At 65.1% G+C, this 24,500-nt stretch carries 19 protein-coding genes; 7 read left to right on the forward strand and 12 right to left on the reverse strand.

What is annotated here, in order from left to right:
• Positions 1 to 56: 56 nt before the first annotated feature.
• The gene (locus J2R78_RS02595) at positions 57 to 1,559 is read left to right on the forward strand and encodes a sensor domain-containing diguanylate cyclase (RefSeq protein WP_253609594.1); all 1,503 of its coding nucleotides are present in this window, start codon (positions 57 to 59) and stop codon (positions 1,557 to 1,559) included.
• Positions 1,560 to 1,606: 47 nt separating this feature from the next.
• Here the strand turns inward: J2R78_RS02595 and J2R78_RS02600 are convergent, their stop codons facing one another.
• The 11 genes from J2R78_RS02600 to J2R78_RS02650 all read right to left on the reverse strand — a co-directional run bounded on the left by J2R78_RS02600 (position 1,607) and on the right by J2R78_RS02650 (position 17,548).
• Positions 1,607 to 2,485, reverse strand: a complete 879-nt coding sequence (locus tag J2R78_RS02600; RefSeq protein ID WP_253609595.1) for a transglutaminase family protein — start codon at positions 2,483 to 2,485, stop codon at positions 1,607 to 1,609.
• Positions 2,482 to 5,025 carry a circularly permuted type 2 ATP-grasp protein gene (locus tag J2R78_RS02605; protein WP_253609596.1) on the reverse strand — a complete coding sequence of 848 codons (2,544 nt, stop codon included), beginning with the start codon at positions 5,023 to 5,025 and terminating at the stop codon, positions 2,482 to 2,484. Before J2R78_RS02605 ends, J2R78_RS02600 begins: the two co-directional genes overlap by 4 nt.
• A 20-nt stretch (positions 5,026 to 5,045) precedes the next feature.
• Positions 5,046 to 8,303, reverse strand: coding sequence for a DUF2126 domain-containing protein (locus J2R78_RS02610; protein WP_253609597.1), 3,258 nt, complete (start codon positions 8,301 to 8,303; stop codon positions 5,046 to 5,048).
• A gap of 226 nt (positions 8,304 to 8,529) precedes the next feature.
• Positions 8,530 to 9,033 carry a GDSL-type esterase/lipase family protein gene (locus J2R78_RS02615; RefSeq protein WP_253609598.1) on the reverse strand — a complete coding sequence of 168 codons (504 nt, stop codon included), beginning with the start codon at positions 9,031 to 9,033 and terminating at the stop codon, positions 8,530 to 8,532.
• Positions 9,034 to 9,259: 226 nt separating this feature from the next.
• Entirely contained in the window at positions 9,260 to 10,783 is a 1,524-nt protein-coding gene (locus J2R78_RS02620; protein ID WP_253609599.1) for a UxaA family hydrolase, read from the reverse strand.
• 231 nt (positions 10,784 to 11,014) lie between these two features.
• The gene (locus tag J2R78_RS02625; protein ID WP_018270573.1) at positions 11,015 to 11,791 is read right to left on the reverse strand and encodes an HpcH/HpaI aldolase/citrate lyase family protein; all 777 of its coding nucleotides are present in this window, start codon (positions 11,789 to 11,791) and stop codon (positions 11,015 to 11,017) included.
• Positions 11,792 to 11,832: 41 nt separating this feature from the next.
• Complete coding sequence (locus tag J2R78_RS02630) at positions 11,833 to 12,918, reverse strand: malate/lactate/ureidoglycolate dehydrogenase (protein WP_253609600.1); 1,086 nt, start codon at positions 12,916 to 12,918, stop codon at positions 11,833 to 11,835.
• Between the two features lie 36 nt (positions 12,919 to 12,954).
• Positions 12,955 to 13,683 (reverse strand): ABC transporter ATP-binding protein, encoded by a 729-nt coding sequence (locus J2R78_RS02635; RefSeq protein ID WP_057015754.1) that lies wholly within the window; start codon positions 13,681 to 13,683, stop codon positions 12,955 to 12,957.
• Entirely contained in the window at positions 13,683 to 15,455 is a 1,773-nt protein-coding gene (locus J2R78_RS02640; protein ID WP_253609601.1) for an ATP-binding cassette domain-containing protein, read from the reverse strand. Before J2R78_RS02640 ends, J2R78_RS02635 begins: the two co-directional genes overlap by 1 nt.
• The gene (locus J2R78_RS02645; RefSeq protein WP_016841141.1) at positions 15,452 to 16,327 is read right to left on the reverse strand and encodes a branched-chain amino acid ABC transporter permease; all 876 of its coding nucleotides are present in this window, start codon (positions 16,325 to 16,327) and stop codon (positions 15,452 to 15,454) included. The genes J2R78_RS02640 and J2R78_RS02645 overlap by 4 nt, the downstream gene beginning before the upstream one ends.
• Before the next feature lie 75 nt (positions 16,328 to 16,402).
• A complete protein-coding gene (locus tag J2R78_RS02650) occupies positions 16,403 to 17,548 on the reverse strand; it encodes an ABC transporter substrate-binding protein (protein WP_092083322.1) in 1,146 nt (381 codons plus the stop codon).
• Between the two features lie 289 nt (positions 17,549 to 17,837).
• On the opposite strand from J2R78_RS02650, the gene J2R78_RS02655 reads away from it, so the two are divergent.
• Positions 17,838 to 18,833, forward strand: coding sequence for a GntR family transcriptional regulator (locus J2R78_RS02655; protein ID WP_092083321.1), 996 nt, complete (start codon positions 17,838 to 17,840; stop codon positions 18,831 to 18,833).
• A 25-nt stretch (positions 18,834 to 18,858) separates the two neighbouring features.
• On the opposite strand, the gene hpaR is transcribed toward J2R78_RS02655, so the two are convergent.
• Positions 18,859 to 19,392, reverse strand: a complete 534-nt coding sequence (gene hpaR, locus J2R78_RS02660) for a homoprotocatechuate degradation operon regulator HpaR (RefSeq protein WP_057015717.1) — start codon at positions 19,390 to 19,392, stop codon at positions 18,859 to 18,861.
• Positions 19,393 to 19,502: 110 nt separating this feature from the next.
• On the opposite strand from hpaR, the gene hpaH reads away from it, so the two are divergent.
• From hpaH to J2R78_RS02685, 5 genes are all read left to right on the forward strand, one after another.
• Positions 19,503 to 20,309, forward strand: a complete 807-nt coding sequence (hpaH, locus tag J2R78_RS02665) for a 2-oxo-hept-4-ene-1,7-dioate hydratase (protein WP_141339477.1) — start codon at positions 19,503 to 19,505, stop codon at positions 20,307 to 20,309.
• Positions 20,310 to 20,330: 21 nt separating this feature from the next.
• Positions 20,331 to 20,729, forward strand: coding sequence for a 5-carboxymethyl-2-hydroxymuconate Delta-isomerase (locus J2R78_RS02670; protein WP_253609602.1), 399 nt, complete (start codon positions 20,331 to 20,333; stop codon positions 20,727 to 20,729).
• Positions 20,722 to 22,266, forward strand: a complete 1,545-nt coding sequence (gene hpaE / locus J2R78_RS02675) for a 5-carboxymethyl-2-hydroxymuconate semialdehyde dehydrogenase (protein WP_253609603.1) — start codon at positions 20,722 to 20,724, stop codon at positions 22,264 to 22,266. The genes J2R78_RS02670 and hpaE overlap by 8 nt, the downstream gene beginning before the upstream one ends.
• Before the next feature lie 107 nt (positions 22,267 to 22,373).
• Positions 22,374 to 23,357 carry a 3,4-dihydroxyphenylacetate 2,3-dioxygenase gene (hpaD, locus tag J2R78_RS02680; protein WP_253609604.1) on the forward strand — a complete coding sequence of 328 codons (984 nt, stop codon included), beginning with the start codon at positions 22,374 to 22,376 and terminating at the stop codon, positions 23,355 to 23,357.
• A gap of 256 nt (positions 23,358 to 23,613) precedes the next feature.
• Entirely contained in the window at positions 23,614 to 24,486 is an 873-nt protein-coding gene (locus tag J2R78_RS02685; RefSeq protein WP_253609605.1) for a fumarylacetoacetate hydrolase family protein, read from the forward strand.
• The last annotated feature ends 14 nt before the right edge of the window (positions 24,487 to 24,500 follow it).

Raw genomic sequence — 24,500 nt, forward strand, 5'->3', positions numbered from 1 at the left:
GATGCCTCCATAGAAAAGCGTCGCTGCGCGAGGGCGCGGGGAAGTGGAACCGAGCAATGAACGGGCTTTTGCTAAAGCCGAAGGCAGTGCCGACCAAACGGCTCCTTGCGCTCGGGATCGGCCTCGTTCTCTGCTTTTCGGCGATCTGCGCATCCATCCTCTGGGAGATGGCGGGCAAGGACTATCAGCATGCGAAGCAAGGTGCGACCAACCTCGTCGCCTCCATCGCCAGCGAGATCGACCGCAACATCGACCTCTACGACCTCTCGCTCCAGGCGGTCGCCGACGGCGTCAAGCTGCAGGAGCTCGGCAAGATCAGCCCGGAGCTTCGCCAGGTCGTGCTGTTCGACCGCGCCGCCACGGCCAAGGACCTCGGCTCGATCCTCGTGCTGAATGCGGCGGGGGACGTCACGCTCGATTCCAAGTCAGTGACGCCGCGGGCCGCAAATCTCGCCGATCGAGACTTCTTCCGGGCACATCAGACGCGAGCGGACAGCGGGCTGTTCATCAGCGCTCCGTGGATTACCTCTGACGGCGAATATCTGATCAGCCTCAGCCGCCGCATCAACAATGACGACGGTTCCTTTGCCGGCGTGGTCGCGGGCAGCATGCGACTCAGCTATTTCCACAATCTGTTTCGCAAGCTGAACTTCGGCTTCGGCGACAGCATGGCGCTGTTCAACAGCGATGGCGTCATACTGATGCGCGCCCCGTTCGACATCAGCAAGATCGGGCAAAGCATCAAGGACTCTCTGGTCTTCAAGCAATTTCCGGCACGACAATCCGGCTCCTACATCACGAAATCGATCGTCGATCATGTCAGCCGGCTCTATGTTTTCCAGGCGGTCGGACACAATCGCCTGCTCATCGCCGAGGGTCTTGCGCTCGACGGCATCTATGCCGACTGGTGGCAGCAGCTCTGGCTGATCGGCAGCGTGGTGGCAGCGCTCTGCGGCTTCTCGATCGTGCTGATGTTCTACCTGGTGGCCGCTCTCAAACGGCGGGCCGCCGCGGAAGACCGGCTCGCGCACCTCGCGAACACGGATGCACTGACAGGCCTCGCCAACCGCCGCCGCCTTGACGATACCCTTGACGTAGAATGGCGCCGTGGCATGCGCGCAAAGGCGCCGGTCTCGCTTCTGATGATCGACGTCGATCATTTCAAGATCTACAACGACACCTACGGGCATCAGGCCGGCGACGCCGTGCTCACCACCGTGGGACGGTGCATCGCAAGCAGCGCCAAGCGTGCAACTGATCTCGGTGCCCGCTATGGCGGCGAGGAGTTTTCGGTGTTGCTGCCGGGCATCGGCAAGGCGGGCGCCCTGGAAATTGCCGAACGGATCCGCACCAAGCTGGCGGCCGCGCGGGAATCCGAGCCTGAGTTGCCGACCGTCAGCATCGGATTGTCCTGCCTCGTCCCGGACCACGAGCGCACATCGCGCGATCTGCTCAAGGCCGCGGACCTTGCGCTCTATCAAGCCAAGCGTGAAGGCCGCGACCGCGTCATCGTCAGCCCGATCGGGTGGGACAAATCGGGCAAGCGGCACGTCGCCTGATCGCGACCGCATTGGCGCGGTCGAGCGCGCCGCGCGCCCATCCCGGCTCACCCCACCGGCAGCACGTCGACCGCAACGGCGACCTTCTGCTTGCGCGCGCCGACGATGACGCCATCGACCGGCGAGACGTCGGCAAAGTCGCGGCCGATGGCGAGAATGATGTGGTCGCTCCCGACCATCAGATCGTTGGTCGGGTCGAACCCGACCCAGCCGAGCGCGCTGCCGCACCAGACCGAGACCCAAGCATGGGTGGCGTCCGCGCCCTGCAGCCGCGGCTGGTCCGGCGGCGGAATGGTGCGCAAATAGCCGCTGACATAGGCCGCGGGCAGGCCGAGGCCGCGCAGCCCCGCGATCATCACATGGGCAAAGTCCTGGCACACGCCATGTCGCTTTTCGAACACGTCGCGAAGCGGCGTCGAGATCACGGTCGCCTTGGGATCGTATTTGAAGTCGTTACGGACGCGGCGCATCAGGTCGGCCGCCCCGGTGAGGATGCCGCCACCGGGCAAAAAGCTCGCGGAAGCGTAGGCCGTCACCGGCCGCAGCACCGGCACCAGCGCGCTGGCAAAGACGTAGCCGACCGGCGAGGCCGCATCGAGGCTCAACGCCTCGAACGCGTTGTCACGCACGTCTTCCCAGGGCGGACTGGCGGCGTCGCGCGCCGGCGGCTGCCGCGCCACCGAGACCCGCGAGCGGGCATCGATGCGCAGACTGCGATGCGCGGTCTCGATCAGGACGCTTTCAGTGAGCGTGCCGAAGAAGTCGCGCCTTGCGGTGCGTTCCGCGGGCCTCGGACGGATCTCGACCGAATGCGAGATCAACTGCTGCCCGTCGCCAGTGACCGGCTCCAGCCGCAGCGAGCAGCGCGCGAAGCTGACCTGGGTCTCGTAGCTGTAGGTCGTGACGTGACGGATGTCGTAGATCACGCCAGCCCCGTGAGCTTCTCCGGCCGGCTGGCATTCGGTCCGTGCGGGAAATAATGCAGCCCGATCGCGTCGGCGAGGTTGAGCAGATCCTGCTCCAGCGCGAACAGCGTCTTGACGTCGAGGCTCGAGGCTTCAGCCGTTGTGAGCATTGCCTCGACCGCGACGGCAAGACGCTGCGGCCGCTCGATCAGGCCATGCTCCTTCAGGCTCGGCAGCGCGGCAACATGCTCGTTCAGCGCCGCGACCTGGAATGCGACCGAGCGCGGATTATAGGGGTCGAGCACCGCCAGATCGCGCACCGGTGCGAGCAGCGGCTGCACCAGATAGCGCGAGCGATAAGTGATCTGGCAGTCGACCAGCGTGAGCAGAACGTCGAGATCCTCATCACCGGCTTCGTCATATGCGAACTGACGGGCAAAGCGCGTGGTGTTGACGGCGCGCTCGGCGCGACGGCCCATTTCGAGGAAACGCCAGCCGGCGGCGCGGTTCATGTTTTCCTGCGCGAGGCCGGCGAAGCTCGCGAGCTCCTGCAAGGTCAGTTCGGCGGCGCTGACGACGCCGTCATCGTCATGAACCTCGATGGCCAGCCGATCAGCCATCTCGGTGATGACCTGCCAGGCGTCCGGCGACAGCCGCTCGCGGAGCGAGGTCGCGGTGCGCTGCGCGGATCGCACCAGCGACAGCGCCGAGCCGAATTTCTCCTCGCTTTGCAACGCTTCGAGCGCGACCTTGGCGAGATTGGCGCGCGCGGTCTGCGAGGCCGCACCCCAGGCGACCAGCATGCGCTGGATGCGCTCGGCCGAATGCATCGCCGGCGCCGAGCCGTTCGAATTCGCGCGCGCAGGATCGCGCAGCGGCGTGCATAGCGCGCGGATCAGCCGGATGGTGGCCTCGGCGCGCTCCAGATAGCGGCCGAGCCAGAACAGATTGTCGGCGGCGCGGCTCGGCAGCACGCCGGCGATGCGGCGGATGCGGACGGTGTCGACCGCCGGCAGCAGGGTCGAGGTCTCAACCGCCTTGTCGGAGACCACCCAGACGTCGGCGGACACCGCGCCATCGCCCATCGACACCGCGCGCGCGTCGGCCCGATCGGCAATCCGGCAGAAGCCGCCGGGCAGCACAGTCCAGCCGCTCGGCGTCGCCGCCGCGAACACCCGCAACACGAACGGACGCGGCGCGATGCGACCGTTCTCCCATACCGGCGTGGTCGACAGCCGCACGAGCTCCTGACCGACATAATCGATGCCGCGATGGCTGATGGCATCCTTCAGGCGGTCGCGGTCCGCTGCCGACAATTCGCCCGGGAGCACCGGTCCGTTGCCGGGAAAATCCGCAACGCCGCGGCCATAGGCGCCTTCGATCGCGAACTCGTCGAGCCGCGACAGCACCTCTTCGCGGGCGGATTTCTGGCCGCACCACCAGGTCGCGATGTGCGGCATCATCAGGTCTTCAGAGAGCAGGCGCCGGCACAGATTGGGCAGGAAACCGAGCAGCGCCCTCGCCTCCATCACGCCGGAGCCCGGCATGTTGGTGACCACGACGCCGCCCTTGCGCAGAACCTCGACAAGCCCGGGCACGCCGAGATAGGAGGACGCGTCGAGCTCGAGCGGATCGAGCATGTTGGAATCGACCCGGCGCAGCAGCACGTCGAGCCGCTTCAGCCCGGCGACGGTGCGGATGTGGACGCGGTCGCCGGAGACCGCGAGATCGTCGCCCTCGACCAGCAGGAAACCGAGATAGCGCGCCAGCGTGGCGTGCTCGAAGTAGGTCTCACTGAACGCGCCGGGCGTCAGCAGGCCGATCCGCGGCTCGTCGCGATCGGCGCTGGCGCGCAGCGAATCGCGGAACGCCTCGAAGAACGGCGCGACGCGCTCGACATTCATCGACTTGTAGAGATTGGAAAAGGCGCGCGACAGCACCAGGCGGTTTTCCAGCGCGTAGCCCGCGCCCGACGGTGCCTGCGTGCGATCGCCGAGCACCCACCAGCGGCCGTCAGGCCCGCGGCCGATGTCGGCGGCATAGAGATGCAGATAGCGGCCCCCCGGCGGCTTGATGCCGCTGACCGCGCGCAGATACTCGCTGCTGCCGGCGATCGCCGCGGCAGGGATGGCGCCGTCCGCAACGAGGCGGCCTTCGCCGTAAAGATCGGCCAGCACCATCTCCAGCAGCTGCGCGCGTTGCGCGACACCGGCGGCGAGCTGGCGCCAGTCCGCCGCGTCAATGATCAGCGGCAGATGGCTGAGCGGCCAGATCCGGTCGGAAGTGTCGCCCGGCGCGCGATAGGTGACGCCGGCCTCATGCAGATGGCGATCGGCGGAGGCGAAGCGGCGCTCGATATCGGCCGGCGACAGCGCGGCAAAGGCGTCGAAGAAGCGGGCCCAGACCGGCCGCGGCGCGCCGTTGTCGGCAATATACTCGTCGGGAATGCCGGGCAGCCGGACATAGTCGCGGGTCCACTGCGCCATCCGGCGCTGACCGGGACGGGCCCTGCTCTCCTGACTGCTGCCTTGACTATTGCCTTGGCCACCCGATGCGGACATTCCACTTCCCCTTGACACAATTAGTGCAGGAGCGGCGTCCGCAAGTCGAGGGTCAAGGGAAACTCAATTGTGCGTTCCTCCGGCGGCGTCTCGATCTTGCCGGGGGTATGGCCGTGCTCCTGGAAGCGCGCCAGCCGCCGCGCCTCGGCCTCGTAGGAATTGACCGGCTTGGTCTCGTAGTTGCGGCCGCCGGGATGGGCGACATGATAGACGCAGCCGCCGAGCGAGCGTCCGTTCCAGGTGTCGATCAGGTCAAACGTCAGCGGCGCATGCACGGGAATGGTCGGATGCAGGCCGGAGGCCGGCTGCCAGGCCTTGAAGCGGACACCGGCGACCGCCTCGCCGGCACGGCCGGTCTCGGTCATCGGCATCCGTCTGCCGTTGCAGGTGATGACATGGCGCCCATCGACGAATCCGGTCGCCTTTACCTGCAGCCGCTCGACCGACGAATCGACGTAGCGTACGGTGCCGCCGGAGGTGCCCTCCTCGCCCAGCACATGCCAGGGTTCGAGCGCCTGCCGCAGTTCGAGACCCACGCCACCATGATGAACGCGGCCGAAGGCGGGGAAACGGAATTCAAGTTGCGCCTGGTACCATTCCGGCTCGACGTCGTAGCCGGATTGCTTGAGCTCGGCGAGCACGCCGAGGAAATCCTCCCAGAGGAAATGCGGCAGCATGAAGCGGTCATGCAGCGCGGTGCCCCAGCGCACGAACCGGCCCTGTTGCGGCTCACGCCACAGCTTTGCGATCAGCGCGCGGATCAACAGTTGCTGCGCCAGCGACATCCGCGGGTCGGGCGGCATTTCGAGCGCGCGGAATTCGACGAGGCCAAGCCGGCCGGTCGGGCCGTCGGGCGAATAGAGCTTGTCGATGCAGATCTCGGCGCGATGGGTGTTGCCGGTGATGTCGACCAGGATATGCCGAAACAGGCGATCGACCAGCCACAGCGGCCCATCCATGCCCGGCGGCGGCACGTGCGACAGCGCAATCTCCAGCTCATAGAGCCCGTCATGCCGCGCCTCGTCGATGCGCGGCGCCTGGCTGGTCGGGCCGATGAACATGCCGGAAAACAGGTAGGACAGCGACGGATGCCGCTGCCAGTACAGCACGAGGCTCTTCAACAGATCGGGCCGGCGCAGGAACGGTGAATCCTCCGGCCTGCTGCCGCCGACCACGATGTGGTTGCCGCCGCCGGTGCCGGTGTGGCGGCCGTCGATCAGGAAACGGTTGGCCCCTAACCGCGTCTTGGCGGAGTCCTCATAGAGGCCGAGCGTGATGTCGACGGCCTCGCGCCAACTCTGCGCCGGCTGCACGTTGATCTCGATCACGCCGGGATCCGGCGTCACCTTGATTACCTCGATGCGCGGATCGAAGGGCGGCGCGTAACCTTCGACATGGACTTGCAGCTGCAGCTCCTCGGCGGCGGCTTCGATCGCTGCGATCAGGTCGAGATAATCCTCGACCTTCTCGACCGGCGGCATGAAAGCGCACAGTACGCCGTCGCGAACCTCGATCGACATCGCGGTGCGCACCGGCAGCGGCTCGGGAATCTCCTTCAATGCCTGCTGCAGTTCGTCGGAAAGCGCATCGCGCGGCGCCATCGGATCGCGCTCGACGACGTAGGGATAATCGTCCGGCGTGACATATTCGAGCGAGGTGATCGGAAGCCGCAAGCCCAGCGGCGAGTCGCCGGGCGACAGGAACAGATGGCTGCGCCGGATCTTCCAGCGCTCGCTGCGCCAGCGTGCCGGCACGCGATCGCCTAGCGGGCTCCAGCGCTGGATCGGCAGCACGTAACCTTTCGGCGTGGTCAGCCCCTCATCGAACACCCGCGCCATCCGGGCGCGCTCTTCCGGATCGGTCAGCTTGGAATTCGCTGGGCTGACATTGGCCGGCAGGCCGGCTTCACGCTGCAGCCAGAAGGCGGGGTCTTCATAAGCCGGCATGGCATAGTCGGCGCCGAGACCAAGCTTGGTTGCTGCCACTTCGACGAAACGCTGGGCCTCCGCGATCTCGGCCCTGCGCGAATTCTCGATGCCGGCGATCAGCTCGGCATTCTTCCAGATCGGCTTGCCGTCCTTGCGCCAGTAGAGACCGAACGCCCAGCGCGGCAGGCTCTCGCCGGGATACCATTTGCCCTGGCCGTAATGCAGCAGGCCGCCGGGGGCGAACCGCGTGCGCAGCTTGCGGATCAGTTCATCGGCAAGCGTCCGCTTGGTCGGACCGACCGCGGCGACGTTCCACTCCGGCGATTCCAGATCGTCGACCGAAACGAAGGTCGGCTCGCCGCCCATGGTCAGGCGCACATCGTCTTTCCTCAGGTCGGCATCGACCTGCTCGCCGAGCCGGTCGAGCCGCGCCCAGGATTCATCGGAGAATGGTTTGGTGATGCGCGGCGCCTCGCCGATGCGCTTGACGCTCATCTCGAAGCCGAACTCGACATTGGCAACGCCCGCGGTGCCGGTCACCGGCGCGGCCGAGCGATAGTGTGGCGTGGCGCAGACCGGGATGTGGCCCTCGCCGGTCAGCATGCCGGAGGTGACGTCGAAACCGATCCAGCCCGCCCCCGGCAGATAGACCTCGGCCCAGGCGTGCAGGTCGGTGAAATCGCTCTCGACCTCGCGCGGCCCCTCGAGCGGATCGATGTCCGGCCGCAGCTGAATGAGATATCCGGAGACGAAACGCGCGGCGAGCCCGAGGTGGCGCAGCGTCTGGATCAAGAGCCACGCCGAGTCGCGGCAGGAGCCGGAGCCCGCGGCAAGCGTCTCCTCCGGCGTCTGGATGCCGGCCTCCATGCGGATGACGTAGCTGATCTTCTTCTGCAGCTGCGCGTTCAGCTCGACCAGGAAGTTGACGGTGCTGTCAGCCTGGCGCGGAATCTCCTTCAGGTAAGCCGCGAGCAGCGGCTCGGCCTCATCGGTCTCGAGATAGGGCGCGAGCTCGGTCTTGAGATCGCCGGGATATTCGAACGGAAAGCTGTTGGCAAAGGGCTCGACGAAGAAGTCGAACGGATTGACCACCGTCATGTCAGCGGTGAAATCGACCTCGACCTTGAGCTCGGTGGTCTTCTCTGGAAAGACGTAGCGCGCCAGCCAGTTGCCCTGCGGGTCCTGCTGCCAGTTCACGAAGTGATTGGCGGGCGTGACCTTGAGCGAATAGCTCGTGATCGGCATGCGCGTATGCGGCGCGGGCCGAAGCCGCATGGTCTGAGGCCCGAGATCGATCGGCCGGTCGTATTTGTAGCGCGTGACGTGATGCAGTGCGACTGATATCGACACGGACCGAGGGCTCCAGCAGCTTTTTTGAGCAGAACACTGCTGCCGGTCGACATCAAGCACTAACAACGGGCACGGGGTGCCCAAGGTAAGGGCGCGATCCGTAGCCCTGATGGAGCGAAAGCGAAATCCGGGGTCTTCATCCGCAAGAAGAGTCCCGGATTGCGCGGAGCCTTTCATCGGGCGCGCATTCGCGCGACCCGTTGGCTTCATCCGGGCTACGCGATTGCTAGCGGCCGATTGCGCCGGATACCTGCGAAGCAAGCTGCTCGGCGAGCATATGATAGCCCTCGGGGGTCAAATGCACACCATCGGGCTGATGGGGGAGTCCACCCAGCATCCCGTTAGGGAGCATGATCACCGCGATGCCACGGGCGCTGAGACGACTTTGGATATCCGCGGTCCGGTCAGGCCTGCCCTTGCGCCGGTCATTGCCGCCTGGCTGCAAAATAACCGCACGGGTCCCGTTCGGGACGGCGCGGTCCAGGCGTTGCAACATCCCTTCCGTGGTGTCGCCGTTGATGCCGGCGTTCACGATGCGGACGCTCAATCCCTTCGCCCGCAAGATCGCTTCGAGCTGCGCGGGATAGGCCTGGTTGCGCGCCACGCCCTTGCCGTAGGTATTGCTCGCGCCAAGCGCGACTATGGTTGCGGCGTCAGCCGAACCGGCGCCGAGGCTCAAAGCGGCGAGAAATGTGATGCATCCAACAATTCCCAACCAACGCGCGCGCATGCTTCCTCCGTCCCATCCGTAGCCCGGATGGAGCGCAGCGTAGTCCGGGAAGCTTCATTCGCCAACGTACTTCCTTGTCGTCCCTGCGAAAGCAGGGACCCAGACCGCGTGGTCCTAATGATGAAAGACGATGGCAGACGCCTCGCACATCACTACGGCCGGTGGTTATGGGTCCCAGCTTTCGCAGCGACGACGGCGGAGTGAAAGGCTAGATCGTGGCTCTAAACTACATCGTCGCGCCCAGCACCCACGGCGCGAATTCAGCGCCGCCGAAGTCAAAGCTCTCGCTCTTGGTCGGCTGGCCCGAGGCGGTCTTGAGGATGAGGTCGAAGATGCGCTGGCCGCATTCCTGCACGCTCTCCTCGCCGTCGAGGATGGTGCCGCAATTGACGTCCATGTCGTCTTCCATCCGCTTGTACATCGGCGTGTTGGTGGCGAGCTTGATCGACGGCGCCGGCTTGCAGCCGAACACGCTGCCGCGGCCGGTGGTGAAGCAGACGAGGTTGGCGCCGCCCGCGACCTGCCCGGTCGCGGCGACCGGGTCGTAGCCGGGCGTGTCCATGAACACAAAGCCCTTCTTGGTGACGGGCTCGGCGTAGTTGAGGACGTCGACGAGGTTGGTGCTGCCGGCCTTGGCCATCGCGCCCAGCGACTTCTCAAGGATGGTGGTGAGACCGCCGGCCTTGTTGCCCGGGCTCGGATTGGCGTTCATTTCGGCGCCCTCACGCTGGGTGTACTCCTCCCACCAGCGCATCAGGCCGACCAGCTTCTCGCCGACCTCGCGGCTGACGGCGCGGCGAGTCAGCAGATGCTCCGCGCCATAGGTCTCGGGCGTCTCCGAGAGGATCACGGTGCCGCCGTGACGGACCAGCAGATCGCTCGCCGCGCCGAGCGCCGGATTGGCGGATACGCCGGAGTAACCATCCGAGCCGCCGCATTGCAGCGCCACGGTGAGCTCGCTCGCCGGCACCGCCTCGCGCTTGACCTTGTTGGCATCGGCGAGCGCCTCCTTGACGAAGGCAACGCCGGCTTCCACTGTCTTGCGGGTGCCGCCGACCTCCTGGATGTCCATCGCGCGCAGGCGACCGGCGAGCTTCTGCTCCTGCATCAGGCCGCCGATCTGGTTCACCTCGCAGCCGAGGCCGAGCACAATGACGTTGGAGAAATTGACGTGGCGCGCATAGCCGCCGAGCGTGCGGCGGAGCAGCGCCAAGGGCTCGTCCTGGGTCATGCCGCAGCCGGTCTTGTGGGTCAGCGCGACGACGCCGTCGACATTCGGGTAATCGGCGAGCGGATTGTCGCTGGTGAACGGATTCTTCTTGAACATGTCGGCCACGATGCCGGCGACATGGGCGCTGCAATTCACCGAGGTGAGGATGCCGATATAGTTGCGGGTCGCGACGCGGCCGTCGGCGCGGCGGATGCCTTCGAATGTCGCCGGCAGATCGAAGTTCGGCACCGGCTTGACGTCGGCGCCATAGGCATAATCCTTGGCGAAATCGCCCATGCCGCAGTTCTGCGTATGCACATGCTGGCCGGGCGCGATCGCCTGGGTCGCAAAGCCAATGATCTGGCCGTAGCGCCGGATCGGCTCGCCTGGCGCGATCGGCTTGATCGCGACCTTGTGGCCCGCTGGAATGCGATCGACCGTGGTGACGCCCTCGGTCACCTCAAGCCCCGGCGGCAGGCTCGCGCGCGCGATCAGGACGCTGTCGTCGGCGTGCAGGCGGATCACTTGTGCCGAGGCCATGGGAGTTCTCCTTGGTGTCTTCTTCACCTCTCCCCGTCCTTTACGGGGAGAGGTCGGATCGCGTCAGCGATCCGGGTGAGGGGCGAGGCACGATGTCACTTACAACGATGGTGCTCGCCGGATAGAGGCCCCTCACCCCAACCCTCTCCCCGCATCCGCCTTCGCCCGAAGCCGGGCTTCGGCGGACAAGAGAGCGGGGCGAGGGAGCAGAGCTAAAATCGCGGACAGAACTTACGCCTTGCCGCCGGACTTCTCGCGGGTCGCGTTGACCTGCATCTTGGCGTAGACCTGCATCAGGCCGACCTCGTTCGACAGCGTCACGAGCTTGAAGCCCATGTTGATCGCGCGCACCGCGCCCTCGGCGCCCGAGCAGTGGATGCCCGGATTGAGGCCGCGCTTGCCGCATTCCTTGATGATCTTCTCGTAGATCTTGAGGATCTCCGGCTCATCGCGATCGAGCTTCGGCACCAGACCGTAGGAGAAGCCGAGATCGGACGGGCCGATATAGACGCCGTCGATGCCTTCGACATCGAGGATCGCTTCCATGTTCTCGACCGCGGTCTTGGTCTCCATCATCGGCAGCAGCACGATCTCGTCGTTGGCGGTCTGCTGATAGGTGCCGGCCGAGCCGTACATGCCGGCGCGGATCGGGCCGTTGGAGCGCACGCCCTTCGGCGGATATTTGGCGTAGGAGACGAGGTTCTTGGCTTCCTGCGGTGTGTTGACCATCGGGCAGATCACGCCGTAGGCGCCGCCGTCCAGCACCTTGCCGATGATGCCGGGCTCATTCCAGGGCACGCGGACCATCGGCGTCACCGGATGGGCATGCATCGACTGGAAGCACTGCACCATCGATTGATAATCCTGCACACCGTGCTGCATGTCGACGGTGACGCTGTCGAAGCCGCATTGCGCGATCACTTCGGCGGAGAATCCCGAGGGGATCGCGAGCCACGCGTTCACCACCGCCTTGCCCGATGCCCAGACTTGCTTGACCTTGTTTGCCATTGATCGCGTTTCCCTTTGCGGTTTATTGGGGGGACGAGCTTTCAGCTGGTCGCCCGCTGGATAGAAACTTCGCTGACGCCGACTTCGCGCGCGGTATTCACTATCGCCGCCCAGGTGTCGTCAGGCAAGGGGATGCCGTTCCTGGTGCGATCGGCACGGGTTTTCCGCTCGGGATCGCCCGGAATCAGCACGGACTCCGTGCCCGCGATCGGCTTCGTGGCGCGGATGAAATCAGTGTAGCGGGTGATTTCGCCGTCGAAGAAATTGCTGGTGTCGATCACCTTGGGGTCGATGTAGAACGCCATCATGCCGTTGGCGAAGCGCCGGTCCGACGACGTCGCGCCGGTGCCGGTCAGCGCGCCGCCGAGCAGTTCGCAGATGAAGGCGAGACCCGAGCCCTTGTGATCGCCGAAGGCGCGGATCGCGCCAGTTCCCTTGGTGTGGTCGCGCGGTCCGTCCGGCGTGTACGGACCATACAGCACGTGCGGATCCTCGCTCAGTGTGCCGTCGGCATCGACGAGCGCGCCGGGCGGCAGCTTCTTGCCGCCGCGGCTTGCCACCAGGCACTTGCCCTCGGCCACAACCGAGGTCGCAAAATCGAGCACGATCGGATCCTGGCCCTGACGTGGAATGCCGACGCAATACGGCGCCGTGGACAGGCGCTTCTCGACGCCGCCGTAAGGCGCAACCAGCAGCGAGCCGGCCGCGGTCACGAAATGAATTGAAACAAGGCCTTCGGCCGCGGCCATCTCGGCCCAGTCGCCGACGCGGCCGAGATGACCGGAGTTGCGCAGCGCGACCGCGGCAAGCCCCGCCTTCTTGCACTTCTCGATGCCGAGCTTGACCGCAACCGGCGTGACGGTCTGCCCATAGCCGAACTTGCCGTCGACCACCGCGAGCGACGGCGTGTCGACCACCACCTCGGGGGTCTGGTTCGGCACGATCGAGCCCATCTTCTTCCACCTGACATAGACGGGCACACGGATCACGCCGTGGCTGTCATGCCCGGTGAGGTTCGCGGTCGTCAGATAGGTCGCGATGCGCTTCGCCTCTTCCGGAGAGGACTCCGAATGGGAAAACACCTCGGACACGAAGTTGATGAGATTATCGACCTTGATGGTGACCATGAAAAACCAGCTCGCTCAGTAAAGCACGGGACGTTGTCAGGCGTGGGTCTTGGCGTGGCCGCCGAGATAGGCCGCGGCGATGGCCTCATTGCCCCACAATTCGTCGGGCTTGCCGCCCAGCACGATCCGCCCCGTTTCCAGGACAAAGCCATGATCGGCGACCGAAAGTCCCATGCGCGCATTTTGCTCGACGAGCAAGACCGTGGTGTCCTTCCTGATCTGCGAAATGATGCGGAACACCGCCTGCACGATGACAGGCGCCAGCCCGAGCGACGGTTCGTCGAGCAGCAGCAGCCGCGGCTTGGCCATCAGGCCGCGCGCCACCGCGACCATCTGCAGCTGGCCGCCGGACAGCGTCCAGCCGAGCGCGTTGGAAAAGGCGCGGATGTCCGGGAACAGGTCGAACATCGCGTCGGCCTCGCGCGAGATCTGCGACGCCGGCACCTTCCGGTTCGACGCGCCGAGCATGATGTTCTCTTTCACGGTGAGGCCCGGAAACACGCGGCGGCCTTCCGGCACGTGCGAGATGCCGAGCCGGACGATCGCTTCCGGCCCGAGGCCCGCGATCGAGTGGCCGTCGAACATAATGTCGCCGGAGGCGGGCTTGGCGAGGCCTGAGATCGCGCGCAGCGTGGTCGACTTGCCGGCGCCGTTGGCGCCGAGCAGCGTGACCACCTGGCCCTGCTCCACGGCGATGGTGACGCCGCGCAGCGCTTCGATCTCGCCGTAGCGGACCACGAGATTGCGGATTTCGAGCAGCGGCATCATTCGCTCCCGAGATAGGCGGAGACGACGTCGGGATGGCGCAGCACCGCCATGGACTCGCCGTCCGCGATGCGGCGTCCGAAGTTCAGCACGGTGATGTGCTGGGCGGCTTCCGACACCAGCGTCATGTCGTGATCGATGATCAGGATGGTGAGGCCCTGGGCAGCGATGCGCTTCAGCAGCTCATGCAGCTCCAGCTTCTCGGTCGAGTTGAGACCGGCCGCCGGCTCGTCGAGCAGCAGCAGCGTCGGGTTCGACGCCAGCGCCCGCGCGATCTCGATCAGGCGCTGGTGGCCGTAGGAGAAGCTCGAGATCAATTCGTTGGCGCGGTTACCGAGCCCGACGAAGGTCAGCGCCTCCATCGCGCGCTCGGTCAGCGCGTCCTCGCCCTTCCCGATCATGGTGTTGCCGGGCCGTTCGGCGCCGATCTCGACATTCTCCAGCGCGGTCATCGAGCGGAACAGGCGGATGTTCTGGAAGGTGCGTCCGAGGCCGGCCGCCGTGCGCTGATGCGGCGCCATATTGGTGATGTCGGTGCCGTCGAGCACGATCCTGCCCGCGGTCGCCTTGTAGAGACCGGACAGCACGTTCAGCGTCGTGGTCTTGCCGGAGCCGTTGGGTCCGATCAGCGCATGCACGCTGCCGCGCTTCACCGCGATATCGACGCCGTCGACCGCCTTGAGGCCGCCGAAATGCTTCGAGAGTCCGGTCACCTCGAGCACGATGTCGCCGCCTGACGTCGCGGGCTTGAGCTGCAAGGCCGCCGCAGCCGGCGGCGCCTTGGTGTGCGCACGCCAACGCGTGAATGCGTCCGACACAAAACCCCAGATGCCGTCGGGCATGAAGCGGATGATCAGGATCACGAACAGGCCGTAGATCGCCAGATAAAGTCCTGGCACGCTCTTCAGGAAGCGCAGCCATTCCGGGATCAGGATCAGGAGGCCCGTACCGATCACCGAGCCGATCGGCGAGGCCACGCCGCCGAGCAGCGACATGGTCAGGAACACGATCGATTCCGCGAACGAGAACTGGTCCGGGCTGACATAGGCGAAGCCGCCGGCGAACAGGCCACCGGCCAGACCGCCGAGCAACGCGCACAGCCCGAAGGCGTAGATCTTGGTGCGGAACACGTCGATGCCATTGACGCCCGCCGCAAGCTCGTTGTCGCGCACCGCGCGCATGGCGCGGCCGAGCTTGGTATCAGGCAGATGCCAGACTAGATAACCGACGATCGCGAGCATCGCGACGCAGAAGGCCAGGTAGCTCTGCGAGGACTGGAACAGCTCCGGTCGGCGAATGTTGGCGACGCCGTCCGGCCCGTGGGTCACGCCGATGGCATTGATCATCACCAGCGTCACGATCTGCTGGAACGAGATCGTCACCATCGCAAGGTAGTGCCCGCCGAGCCGCAGCGTCGACATGCCGAGGAACGCGCCGGCGATCAGCGTGATCGCGCAGGCGCCAACCAGGCAGAGCCAGAAGTTCAGGTGCAGGTCCGCGGTGCCGAGCCCGACCACATAGGCGCCGAAGCCGAAGAACGCGGCCTGCGCCAGGTTGATCTGGCCGCACAGGCCGAGCACGACCGACAGCCCGAACACCGCGATCGAGAAGGTCGTGGCCTGCAGCAGGATGTTGAGGATGTACCCGTCGAACCGCATGCCGGCGGCGAGCGCCACCAGCACCGCGGCGCCGATGAAATACGGCAGATGACGGATGATCAGCGGCTTCGAGCGCACGGCCGGCGCGGGGATCATGTTGTCGCTGACGCTCATGCTTTCTCCGCGACACGTTCGCCGAAGATGCCCTGCGGCCGGAACACCAGGAAAGCGATCAGCACCAGGAAGGCAAAGCCGTCCTTGTAAGGCACCGAAATATAGGCGGCGCCGAACGTCTCGATGACACCGAGCGCGAGGCCACCGACGATGGCGCCGGCAACGTCACCGAAGCCGCCGATGATGGTCGCGGCAAACGCCTTCAGCGCAATCGTCGAGCCCATCTGGATCGAGACGAACAGCACCGGCGCCACCAGGATGCCGGCGAGACCGCCGAGCACGGCCGAATAGATGAAGGTGATCATGATCATGGTGGAAACGGAAATGCCGAGCAGCGAGGCCATTTCCTTATCCTGCGAGGTCGCCTGCAACTTCTTGCCGAGCAGCGTCTTCTCGAAGAACCAAAAATTGAACAGCACCAGGAGGATCGTGACGCCGATGATCAGAAGATACTGGCTGTCGAGATAGACCGGGCCGAGCTGAATGCCGGGCGTATCGAACCAGCCCTGCAGCACCTGCGGCTGCGGGCCGTAGATCGCAAGCACCGAGTTCGACAGCAGGATCGAGGCGCCGATGGTGGCGATGATTACGGGCAGATAGGTGCGATTGCGCAGCGGATAATAGACGCCGAGATTGAAGATGACGCCGAACAACGCCATGCCGGCGAGCGCGATCAGGAACGACAGCCAGTAAGGCCAGCCGAGATCGACCGAGAACACCACCATCAGATAGGCGGCGACCATCGAGAACTCGCCTTGCGCGAAGTTCACCACGTTGGTGGCACGGAAGATCAGCACGAAACCGAGCGCGACCAGCGCGTAGACCGCGCCGATGCCGATGCCGGTAAAGAGCAGTTGGAGGACGAGATCCATGACGAGCGCTCGATCTGAAAATTGTGTCGCGGGCGAACGGCCTCTCCGAGGTGGCCCGGAGAGGCCGAACCGCTATCAATCGTTGAAGTCGATATGCTTGTCGTAGACGATCTTGCCCTTGTCGTTCTTCACGACATTGTAGCCGTGCAGACCGTCGCCGTTCTTGTCGAAATTGTACTCGCCCTCGGCGCCGGCGAACTTCTGCGTCGCGAGGATGGCGTCGCGGATCTTGTTCGGATCGGTCGAGCCGGCCTTGTTGATTGCCGCCGACAGGATGGTGATCGCATCGTAGGGCCAAGCGCTCTGGTTGTCGGGCGCGGTCTTGTAGGCATCGCGATAGGCCTTGCCGAACGCCTTCGCCGCATCGCTTGAATCCTCGGCGAAGTCGGCGACGCCGTAGGTGTTGAACAGCGCGGGGCCGGCGAGCTTGGTCGAGGAGACCGCCACCACCGAGGGCGAGCCGACCCAGGGAATGTTGACGCCGAGCTGGCGCAGCTGCCGGGCAAAGATGCCGAGATCGTTCTCGAAGGTGAAGTAGGTGCCGAGCACGTCAGCGCCGGACTGCTTCACGGCCAGTACGACCGGGGTGAAGTCCTGACTCTGATTGGCATAGCCCTGGTCGAGCACCGGCGGCGCGCCGAGCTTGGTCAGCGCTTCCGAGAGCGCCTTGCCGCCCGCCGTGCCGAAGGCGTCGGTCGAATGCACGATCGCCCATTTCTTCTTTCCGAGCGTATTGACGCCGAAGTCGGCGATCACGCGGCCGGAATAATTGTCGTTCGGACGGAAGCGGAACAGCCAGGGATTGCCGGAATGGGTGAGGTCGGGATTGGTGCCGCCGATCATCACCGGCTTGCCGACCTTGATCACGTCGGGCGCCATCGCCTGCACCTGGGTCGAGCGGATCGAGCCGAGGAAGGCGACGATGTCGGATTGCGCGGCGAGCTTGGAGAATGCCAGCACGATGCCCGGATTGGTGGTCTGATCGTCCTCGATGACGAGTTCGACCTGCTTGCCGAGCACGCCGCCGGCCTTGTTGACCGCGGCCAGCGCCAGCTTGGCGCCGTTCTGGGCCCACAGCCCCTGCTCCGCCGCGGGTCCGGTCACCGGCACGCACATGCCGATCTTGATCGTCGCACCCTGCGCCCAAGCGCTGCGCATCAGCGCGGGTGCAGCGAGACCTGCCGCCAAGCTGGCGGAAAACTCACGTCTCGTCAGTTTCATTCCATCCTCCCTGTGATGCGCCGAACTTGCTGTCGGCTGCGTTGAGACGAGCTGACGCGTCGATCTGTTGGCCCGTCCGCAGCCATCAAACGGCGCGACGAGCAAACGTGAGCACCGCTGCAGCGCGCAAGCCGTGCAACGGCGACCATCAATCTGGCGTTTGACCCAGCTAAACATGATTGCACATTGCACGCAATAGTCAAAAGTTCGCTGGAAGAGGTGCGTAAATGCCTGCTACGAGCGACCATGACGCGATCACGTGATAGTGTGGCCAGCGGGCAGCCATTCCATGTCGATTCCACGAGCGAAATCGCAAACCAGACGAAAACAGCCGGCCTACGCGCTGATCAAGAGCGCATTGGCAAAGCACATCCGCGCTGGTGACGTGCCACCTGGCACGGTTCTTTCCGAATCGGCGATCGCGACCTTGTTCGGCTCCAGCCGCTCTCCGGTGCGGCAGGCTTTCGAACAGCTCGAGCATATCGGCCTGGTGCGGCGGTTCGACGGTCGCGGCGTCATCGCCGGCAAGCGCAAGGTCGACCCTCGGCGCGTCCCGATCACACCGGAAATGTTCGGGCTGACCGACGGCCCCGTCGATGCCGTGCGCAGCGACGCCTGGGATACGCTCTACTACAAGCTCGAACGTGAGATCATTTACCGGTCGCTGTTCGGACGCTTCCGCGTCAGCGAGCTCGCATTGGCGCGGCATTTCCGGGTGGGGCGCACGGTGGCGCGCAACCTGCTGCTGCGCGCGCAGGCGATCGGCATCCTCGAGAAGGGCGCCAAGGCGCACTGGTACGTGGTGCCGTTGGACGAGGACCGCCTCCGCGACATCTTCGAGGTGCGCGCAACGCTCGAGCCGCTGCTCCTCAAATCCGCGACGGCGACAATTCCTGCCGCCCTGCTCGACCGCATGGCGGAGCGGCTGCGCGAGGGGATCCAGCACCGCGACCGCGTCGGCGTCGGCGAACTCGATGAGATCGAAGGCGACCTCCATATCCGCTGCCTGGGTTACGGCGCCAATCGCGAGATGATCGAAGCCCTCAAGCGCACCCACTGCGCTTTCGTGATCGGCAAGCACATTCAGGTCGCCCTGACCGCGCCGCAGATCGATTCCTTCATGGACGAGCATCTGGTGATCATCGAGGCCTTGCGCACGCGTGACGGCGACGCGGCGGCAGCCATCTTGCGCCGCCATATCGAATGGTCCCACTCGAAGGTCGCGGGCTGGATTGCCGAATTCCGCGCCATCAACGTGATTTCGCGCGTGCCCTACATGGCCTGAGCGCGAATGCCGCGCATGATCGAAGCTACTCGTCAGCCTCGACCTCGGCGTCATCGGACGAGCCCATTCCGGCCAGGCTCGCTTCGAGCGCGCCCAGCATCTCCTGCAATTCGGCAAGCTTGCGCGCCCCGAAGCGCCGGGTGATCTCGGCATAGATCGTCTCCGACGTCGGCGCCACCGCCTCGATCAGCTTCAACCCCTTGGCGGAGATCGAAACCACCGCGCGCCGCGCGTCGTTCTCCGCTGCCTTGCGCTCGATCAACGCGCGGCCCTCGAGATCGCGAAGGATTCGCGACAGGCTCGGGCCGAGCAGAAACGCCATGCGGGCGAGTTCGGTGACCTCGATCTCGTCGACCGCGGTGAGCGCGCGCAGGATCCGCCATTGCTGCTCGGTCAGCCCGTGATTGCGCAGCGACGGACGGAATTGCCGCATCACCGCCTCGCGGGCGCGAAGCAGCGACATCGGCAGCGAGCGCGAGAACTCGCGCATCGGGGTCCGTCGCGCCGCCACGTCCTCGCCCTGCCCCGGCCGAATGTCGTTCGAATTTTTGCGCGCCATTACCTAATCCTGCGCAACGAAATTTTGCGTTGCAACATGCCTTGATTCAGTTTGCGGGAATTCACTTAACATGTTAATCATCTCCCGACATCCACTTTTGTGTAGCACGCATGGCCCTCTCCAAGGACGATATCCGCGCTGCCGCCGAACGGCTCGACGGCGCGGAAAAGACCCGCAAGCAAATCCGCCAGCTCTCGCTGGAATACCCCCGCATCACCCTCGAAGACGCCTACGCGATTCAGAAGGCCTGGGTCGAGATGAAGGTGGCGCAGGGCCGCGTCGTCAAGGGCCACAAGATCGGCCTGACCTCGAAGGCGATGCAGAGCGCGCTCAATATCGACGAGCCCGATTCCGGAATCCTGCTCGACGACATGTTCTTCGCCGATGGCGGCCTGGTCCCGACCGACCGCTTCATCGCCACCCGCGTCGAGGCCGAGCTTGCCTTCGTGATGAAGCATCGCCTGACCGGGCCGAACTGCACACTGTTCGATGTGCTGAACGCGACCGATTTCGTGGTACCGGCGCTGGAGATCCTGGATACCAGGGTCGAGCGCGTCGATCCCGAGACCAAGGCGACCCGCAAGATCTTCGACACCATCGCCGACAACGCCGCCAATGCCGGCATCGTGCTCGGCGGCCGGCCGATCCGCCCGCTGGACGCCGACCTGCGCTGGATCGGCGCGCTGTGCTTCCGAAATGGCCAGCTCGAGGAAACCGGTCTGGCCGCCGGCGTGTTGAATCATCCGGCGACCGCGGTGGCGTGGCTCGCCAACAAGATCGCGCCGAACGGGCTGGCGTTGGAAGCCGGCCAGGTCGTGCTGGCGGGCTCCTTCATCCGTCCGATCGAGACCCGCAAGGGCGACACCATCCAGGCCGACTACGGACCGTACGGTTCCGTAAGCTGCTACTTCGCCTGACGCCTTCAGCAGGAGCGCTGCATGCCGCATTTCACGCTTGAATACTCCGCCAATCTCGACGATCTCGTCGACATGAGCGCGACGGTCGAACTGGTCCGCAAGGCCGCGGTCGAGACTGGCATCTTCCCGCTCGGCGGCATCCGCGTCCGCGCCGTCAGATGCGAGCACTATGCGATCGCCGACGGCCGCAAGAATTACGGTTTCCTCGACATGGTGCTGCGGCTCGGCGAAGGCCGCGATCTCGCCACCCGCAAGAAGGCCGGCGAGTACATCTTCAAGGCGCTATCGGCTCATCTCGATCCGGTCTTCGCCAACAGCAAATTCGCGTTGTCGTTCGACATGCAGATCAACGACAAGGAAACTAGCTGGAAACGCAACAACATCCACGACGCACTGAAGGTGGAGACGGTCAATGGATAAAGCGACAGCGAAATCGCCAGCCGACGTGTTCCAGGCCAACCGCGATCGCGCCGGCCCGCTGCTTGCAAGCTTGAAAGCCGAAGGCATCGGCCATGTGATCGACGGCAAGATCGTGCCGGCGGCCTCCGGCCAGACCTTCGAGACGAGATCGCCGATTGACGGCACGGTGCTGGCGACGGTCGCACGCGGCCATGCCGAGGATATCGACCGTGCCGCAACCGCGGCGTCCAAGGCCTTCAAGGCCTGGCGCGACATGCCGGCGGCGCAGCGCCGCAAGCTGCTGCATCGCGTCGCCGATGCGATCGAGGCGCGCGCCGACGACATCGCCGTGCTCGAATGCATCGACACCGGCCAGGCGCACCGCTTCATGGCCAAGGCCGCGATCCGCGCCGCGGAGAATTTCCGCTTCTTCGCCGACAAATGCGGCGAGGCCCGCGACGGTCTCAACACGCCTTCGGACGAGCACTGGAACATCTCGACCCGCGTGCCGATCGGCCCGGTCGGCGTGATCACGCCGTGGAATACGCCGTTCATGCTCTCGACCTGGAAGATCGCGCCGGCGCTCGCGGCCGGCTGCACCGTGGTGCACAAGCCGGCGGAATGGTCGCCCGTCACCGCCGATCTGCTGGTCAAACTCGCAAAACAGGCCGGCATCCCCGACGGCGTGCTCAACACCGTGCATGGTTTCGGCGAAGAGGCCGGCAAGGCGCTGACCGAGCACCTCGCCATCAAGGCGATCGGCTTCGTCGGCGAGAGCGCGACGGGCTCAGCGATCATGGCGCAGGGCGCGCCGACCTTGAAGCGGGTGCATTTCGAGCTCGGCGGCAAGAACCCGGTGATCGTATTCGATGATGCCGATCTCGACCGCGCGCTCGACGCCGTCGTGTTCATGATCTACTCGCTCAATGGCGAGCGCTGCACGTCGTCGAGCCGGCTGCTGGTTCAGGAGAGCGTCGCCGGCAAGTTCATCGAGAAGCTGACCCAACGCGTAAAGGCGCTCAAGGTTGGCCACCCCCTCGATCCGGCCACCGAGATCGGGCCGCTGATCCATGAGCGGCATCTCGCCAAGGTGTGCAGCTATTTCGACGTCGCCAAGAACGACGGCGCCACGATCGCGGTCGGCGGCAAGCCGCATGACGGTCCCGGCGGCGGCCACTATGTGCAGCCGACGCTGGTAACCGGCGCGAACGCCAAGATGCGGGTCGCGCAGGAGGAGGTGTTCGGCCCGTTCCTGACCGTGATCCCGTTCAAGGACGAGCGAGAGGCGATCGAGATCGCCAACGGCGTGCAGTACGGCCTGACCGGCTATGTCTGGACCGGAGACATGGGCCGCGCGCTGCGCGTGGCGGATGCGCTGGAAGCCGGCATGATCTGGCTCAATTCGGAGAACGTCCGCCATCTGCCGACCCCGTTCGGCGGCATGAAGTCGTCAGGCATCGGCCGCGACGGCGGCGACTACTCGTTCGACTTCTACATGGAAACCAAGCACGTCTCGCTCGCCCGCGGGACGCACAAGATTCAGAAACTGGGAATTTAGCCAGCCGTCGTTCCGGGGCGATGCGCAGCATCGAACCCGGAACCTCGAGATTCCGGGTTCTCGCTTCGCGAGCCCCGGAATGACAATAAAATTGAGGGGAAACACCGATGCCCGTTCCGACACACGTTTTCGATCCGCCGTTCAACATCATCCGCTGCAGCCATGCCGTGCTCGACGTCACGGATCTCGACAAGAGCGCCGCCTTCTACGAGAAGACGGTCGGCCTCCACATCGAGAACCGCGACGACAAGTCGGTGTATCTGCGCGCCAGCGAGGAGCACCAGCATCACTCGGTGGTGCTGCGCAAGGCGCCGAAGGCGGCCTGCAACCGGCTTGGCTTCAAGGTCGGCAATGACGGCGACCTCGACAAGGCGGCCGCCTTCTTCTCCGAGAACGGCATCGCCTACGCTTTCGTCGACCAGCCGTTCCAGGGCCGCACGCTGCAATTCACCGATCCGTTCGGCTTCCAGATCGAGCTCTACGCCACGATGGAGAAGCGCCCGCACCTGCTGCGCCGCTACGATCTCTACAAGGGCTGCCATCCGCAGCGGCTCGACCATTTCAACGTGTTCGCCGCCGAGGTGCAGGACACAGTCGATTTCTACGCCCGGCTCGGCTTCCGCCTCACCGAATATGCCGAGGAGGACGGCGACAACGGCCGCATCGCAGCCGCCTGGATGCACCGCAAGGGCAACGTCCACGACTTCGCCATCACCAACGGCCGTGGCCCCCGCCTGCACCACATCGCCTATTGGGTACCGACCGCGATGAACATCGTGCATCTCTGCGACGTGATGGCCTCCTCCGGCTACCTCAAGAACATCGAGCGCGGCCCTGGCCGGCACGGCATCTCCAACGCCTTCTTCCTGTACATCCGCGATCCCGATGGTCACCGCATCGAGCTCTACACCAGCGATTACTTCACCGGCGATCACGACCATGAGCCGCTGCGCTGGTCGCTGCGCGATCCGCGCCGCCAGACGCTGTGGGGCGCGCCGGCGCCGCGCTCCTGGTTCGAGGAAGGCTCGACCTTCGCCGGCCAGGCGGTGCGCGAGCCGCGCTTCGTCGCCGACGTGCTGGTCGCGGACTAGTGCGCGCCTTCCTCCTCACGTCGTCCCTGCTTTCGCACTAGCGTATATACATATCCTCCGCAGTCTTTCCGGAGTCTTCTCAAAGAGTTGGCCGAAAACCGCAGAGAACTTACTCATCTGCACTAGGGTTGCGCCCGCCGATTTCGGCTCTCGCCTAGTAGCTAACCCCTTGATGATGAGTCGGTTTTCTAGCCTCGAAGAGATGTGTAAATGCCCTAGTGCTTTCGCAGGGACGACACCAATTATGGGACTACTAATGCCCTCTCCTCGCCTCGCCACCTATTCCTTCAACGGCGCCACCAGCTATGGCGTCGTCACCGACACCGGCATCGTCGACCTCTCGTCGCGCTTCGCCAAGGACTATCCGACGCTGCGCGAGGCGATCGCCGCCGGCGCGCTGAGCAGGCTCGTGGAGGATGCCGCCAGGCGCGCGCCCGACCATGCGCTCGACGCAGTCGCGTGGCAACCGCCGATCCCGGCGCCGGAAAAGATCATCTGCATCGGCGTCAACTACCCGGACCGCAATGCCGAATACAAGGACGGCTCGGACGCGCCGAAATACCCGAGCATGTTCCTGCGGGTGCCGCGTTCCTTCGTCGGCCACAACACGCCGGTGGTGCGGCCGCGCATCTCGCCGCAGCTCGACTATGAGGGCGAGCTGGTGCTGGTGATCGGCAAGGCCGGCCGGCACATTGCGGAGAGCGCCGCGCTCGATCACATCGCCGCGATCACGCTCTGCAACGAAGGCACCATCCGCGACTGGGTGCGGCACGCCAAGTTCAACGTCACCCAGGGCAAGAACTTCGATTCCACCGGCAGCCTCGGCCCGTGGATCGTGCCCTACACCGGTGAAGAGCAGATCGCCGATATCCGCCTGACCACGCGGGTAAACGGCGAGACCCGCCAGGACGACCGCACCTCGCGCTTGATCTTCGGCTTCCGCTACCTCATCAACTACATCTCGACCTTCACGACGCTGGTTCCCGGCGACATCATCGTCACGGGCACCCCGACCGGTGCAGGTGCGCGGTTCGATCCGCCGCGCTATCTGAAGCCCGGCGATGTCGTCGAGGTCGAGGCCGAAGGCGTCGGCGTCCTGCGCAACAGCGTCGTCGACGAAGCCAACTAACCTCACCAGCAAGT

The organism is Bradyrhizobium sp. USDA 4538 (assembly GCF_024171045.1).
GTDB classification, from domain to species: Bacteria; Pseudomonadota; Alphaproteobacteria; order Rhizobiales; family Xanthobacteraceae; genus Bradyrhizobium; species Bradyrhizobium australafricanum.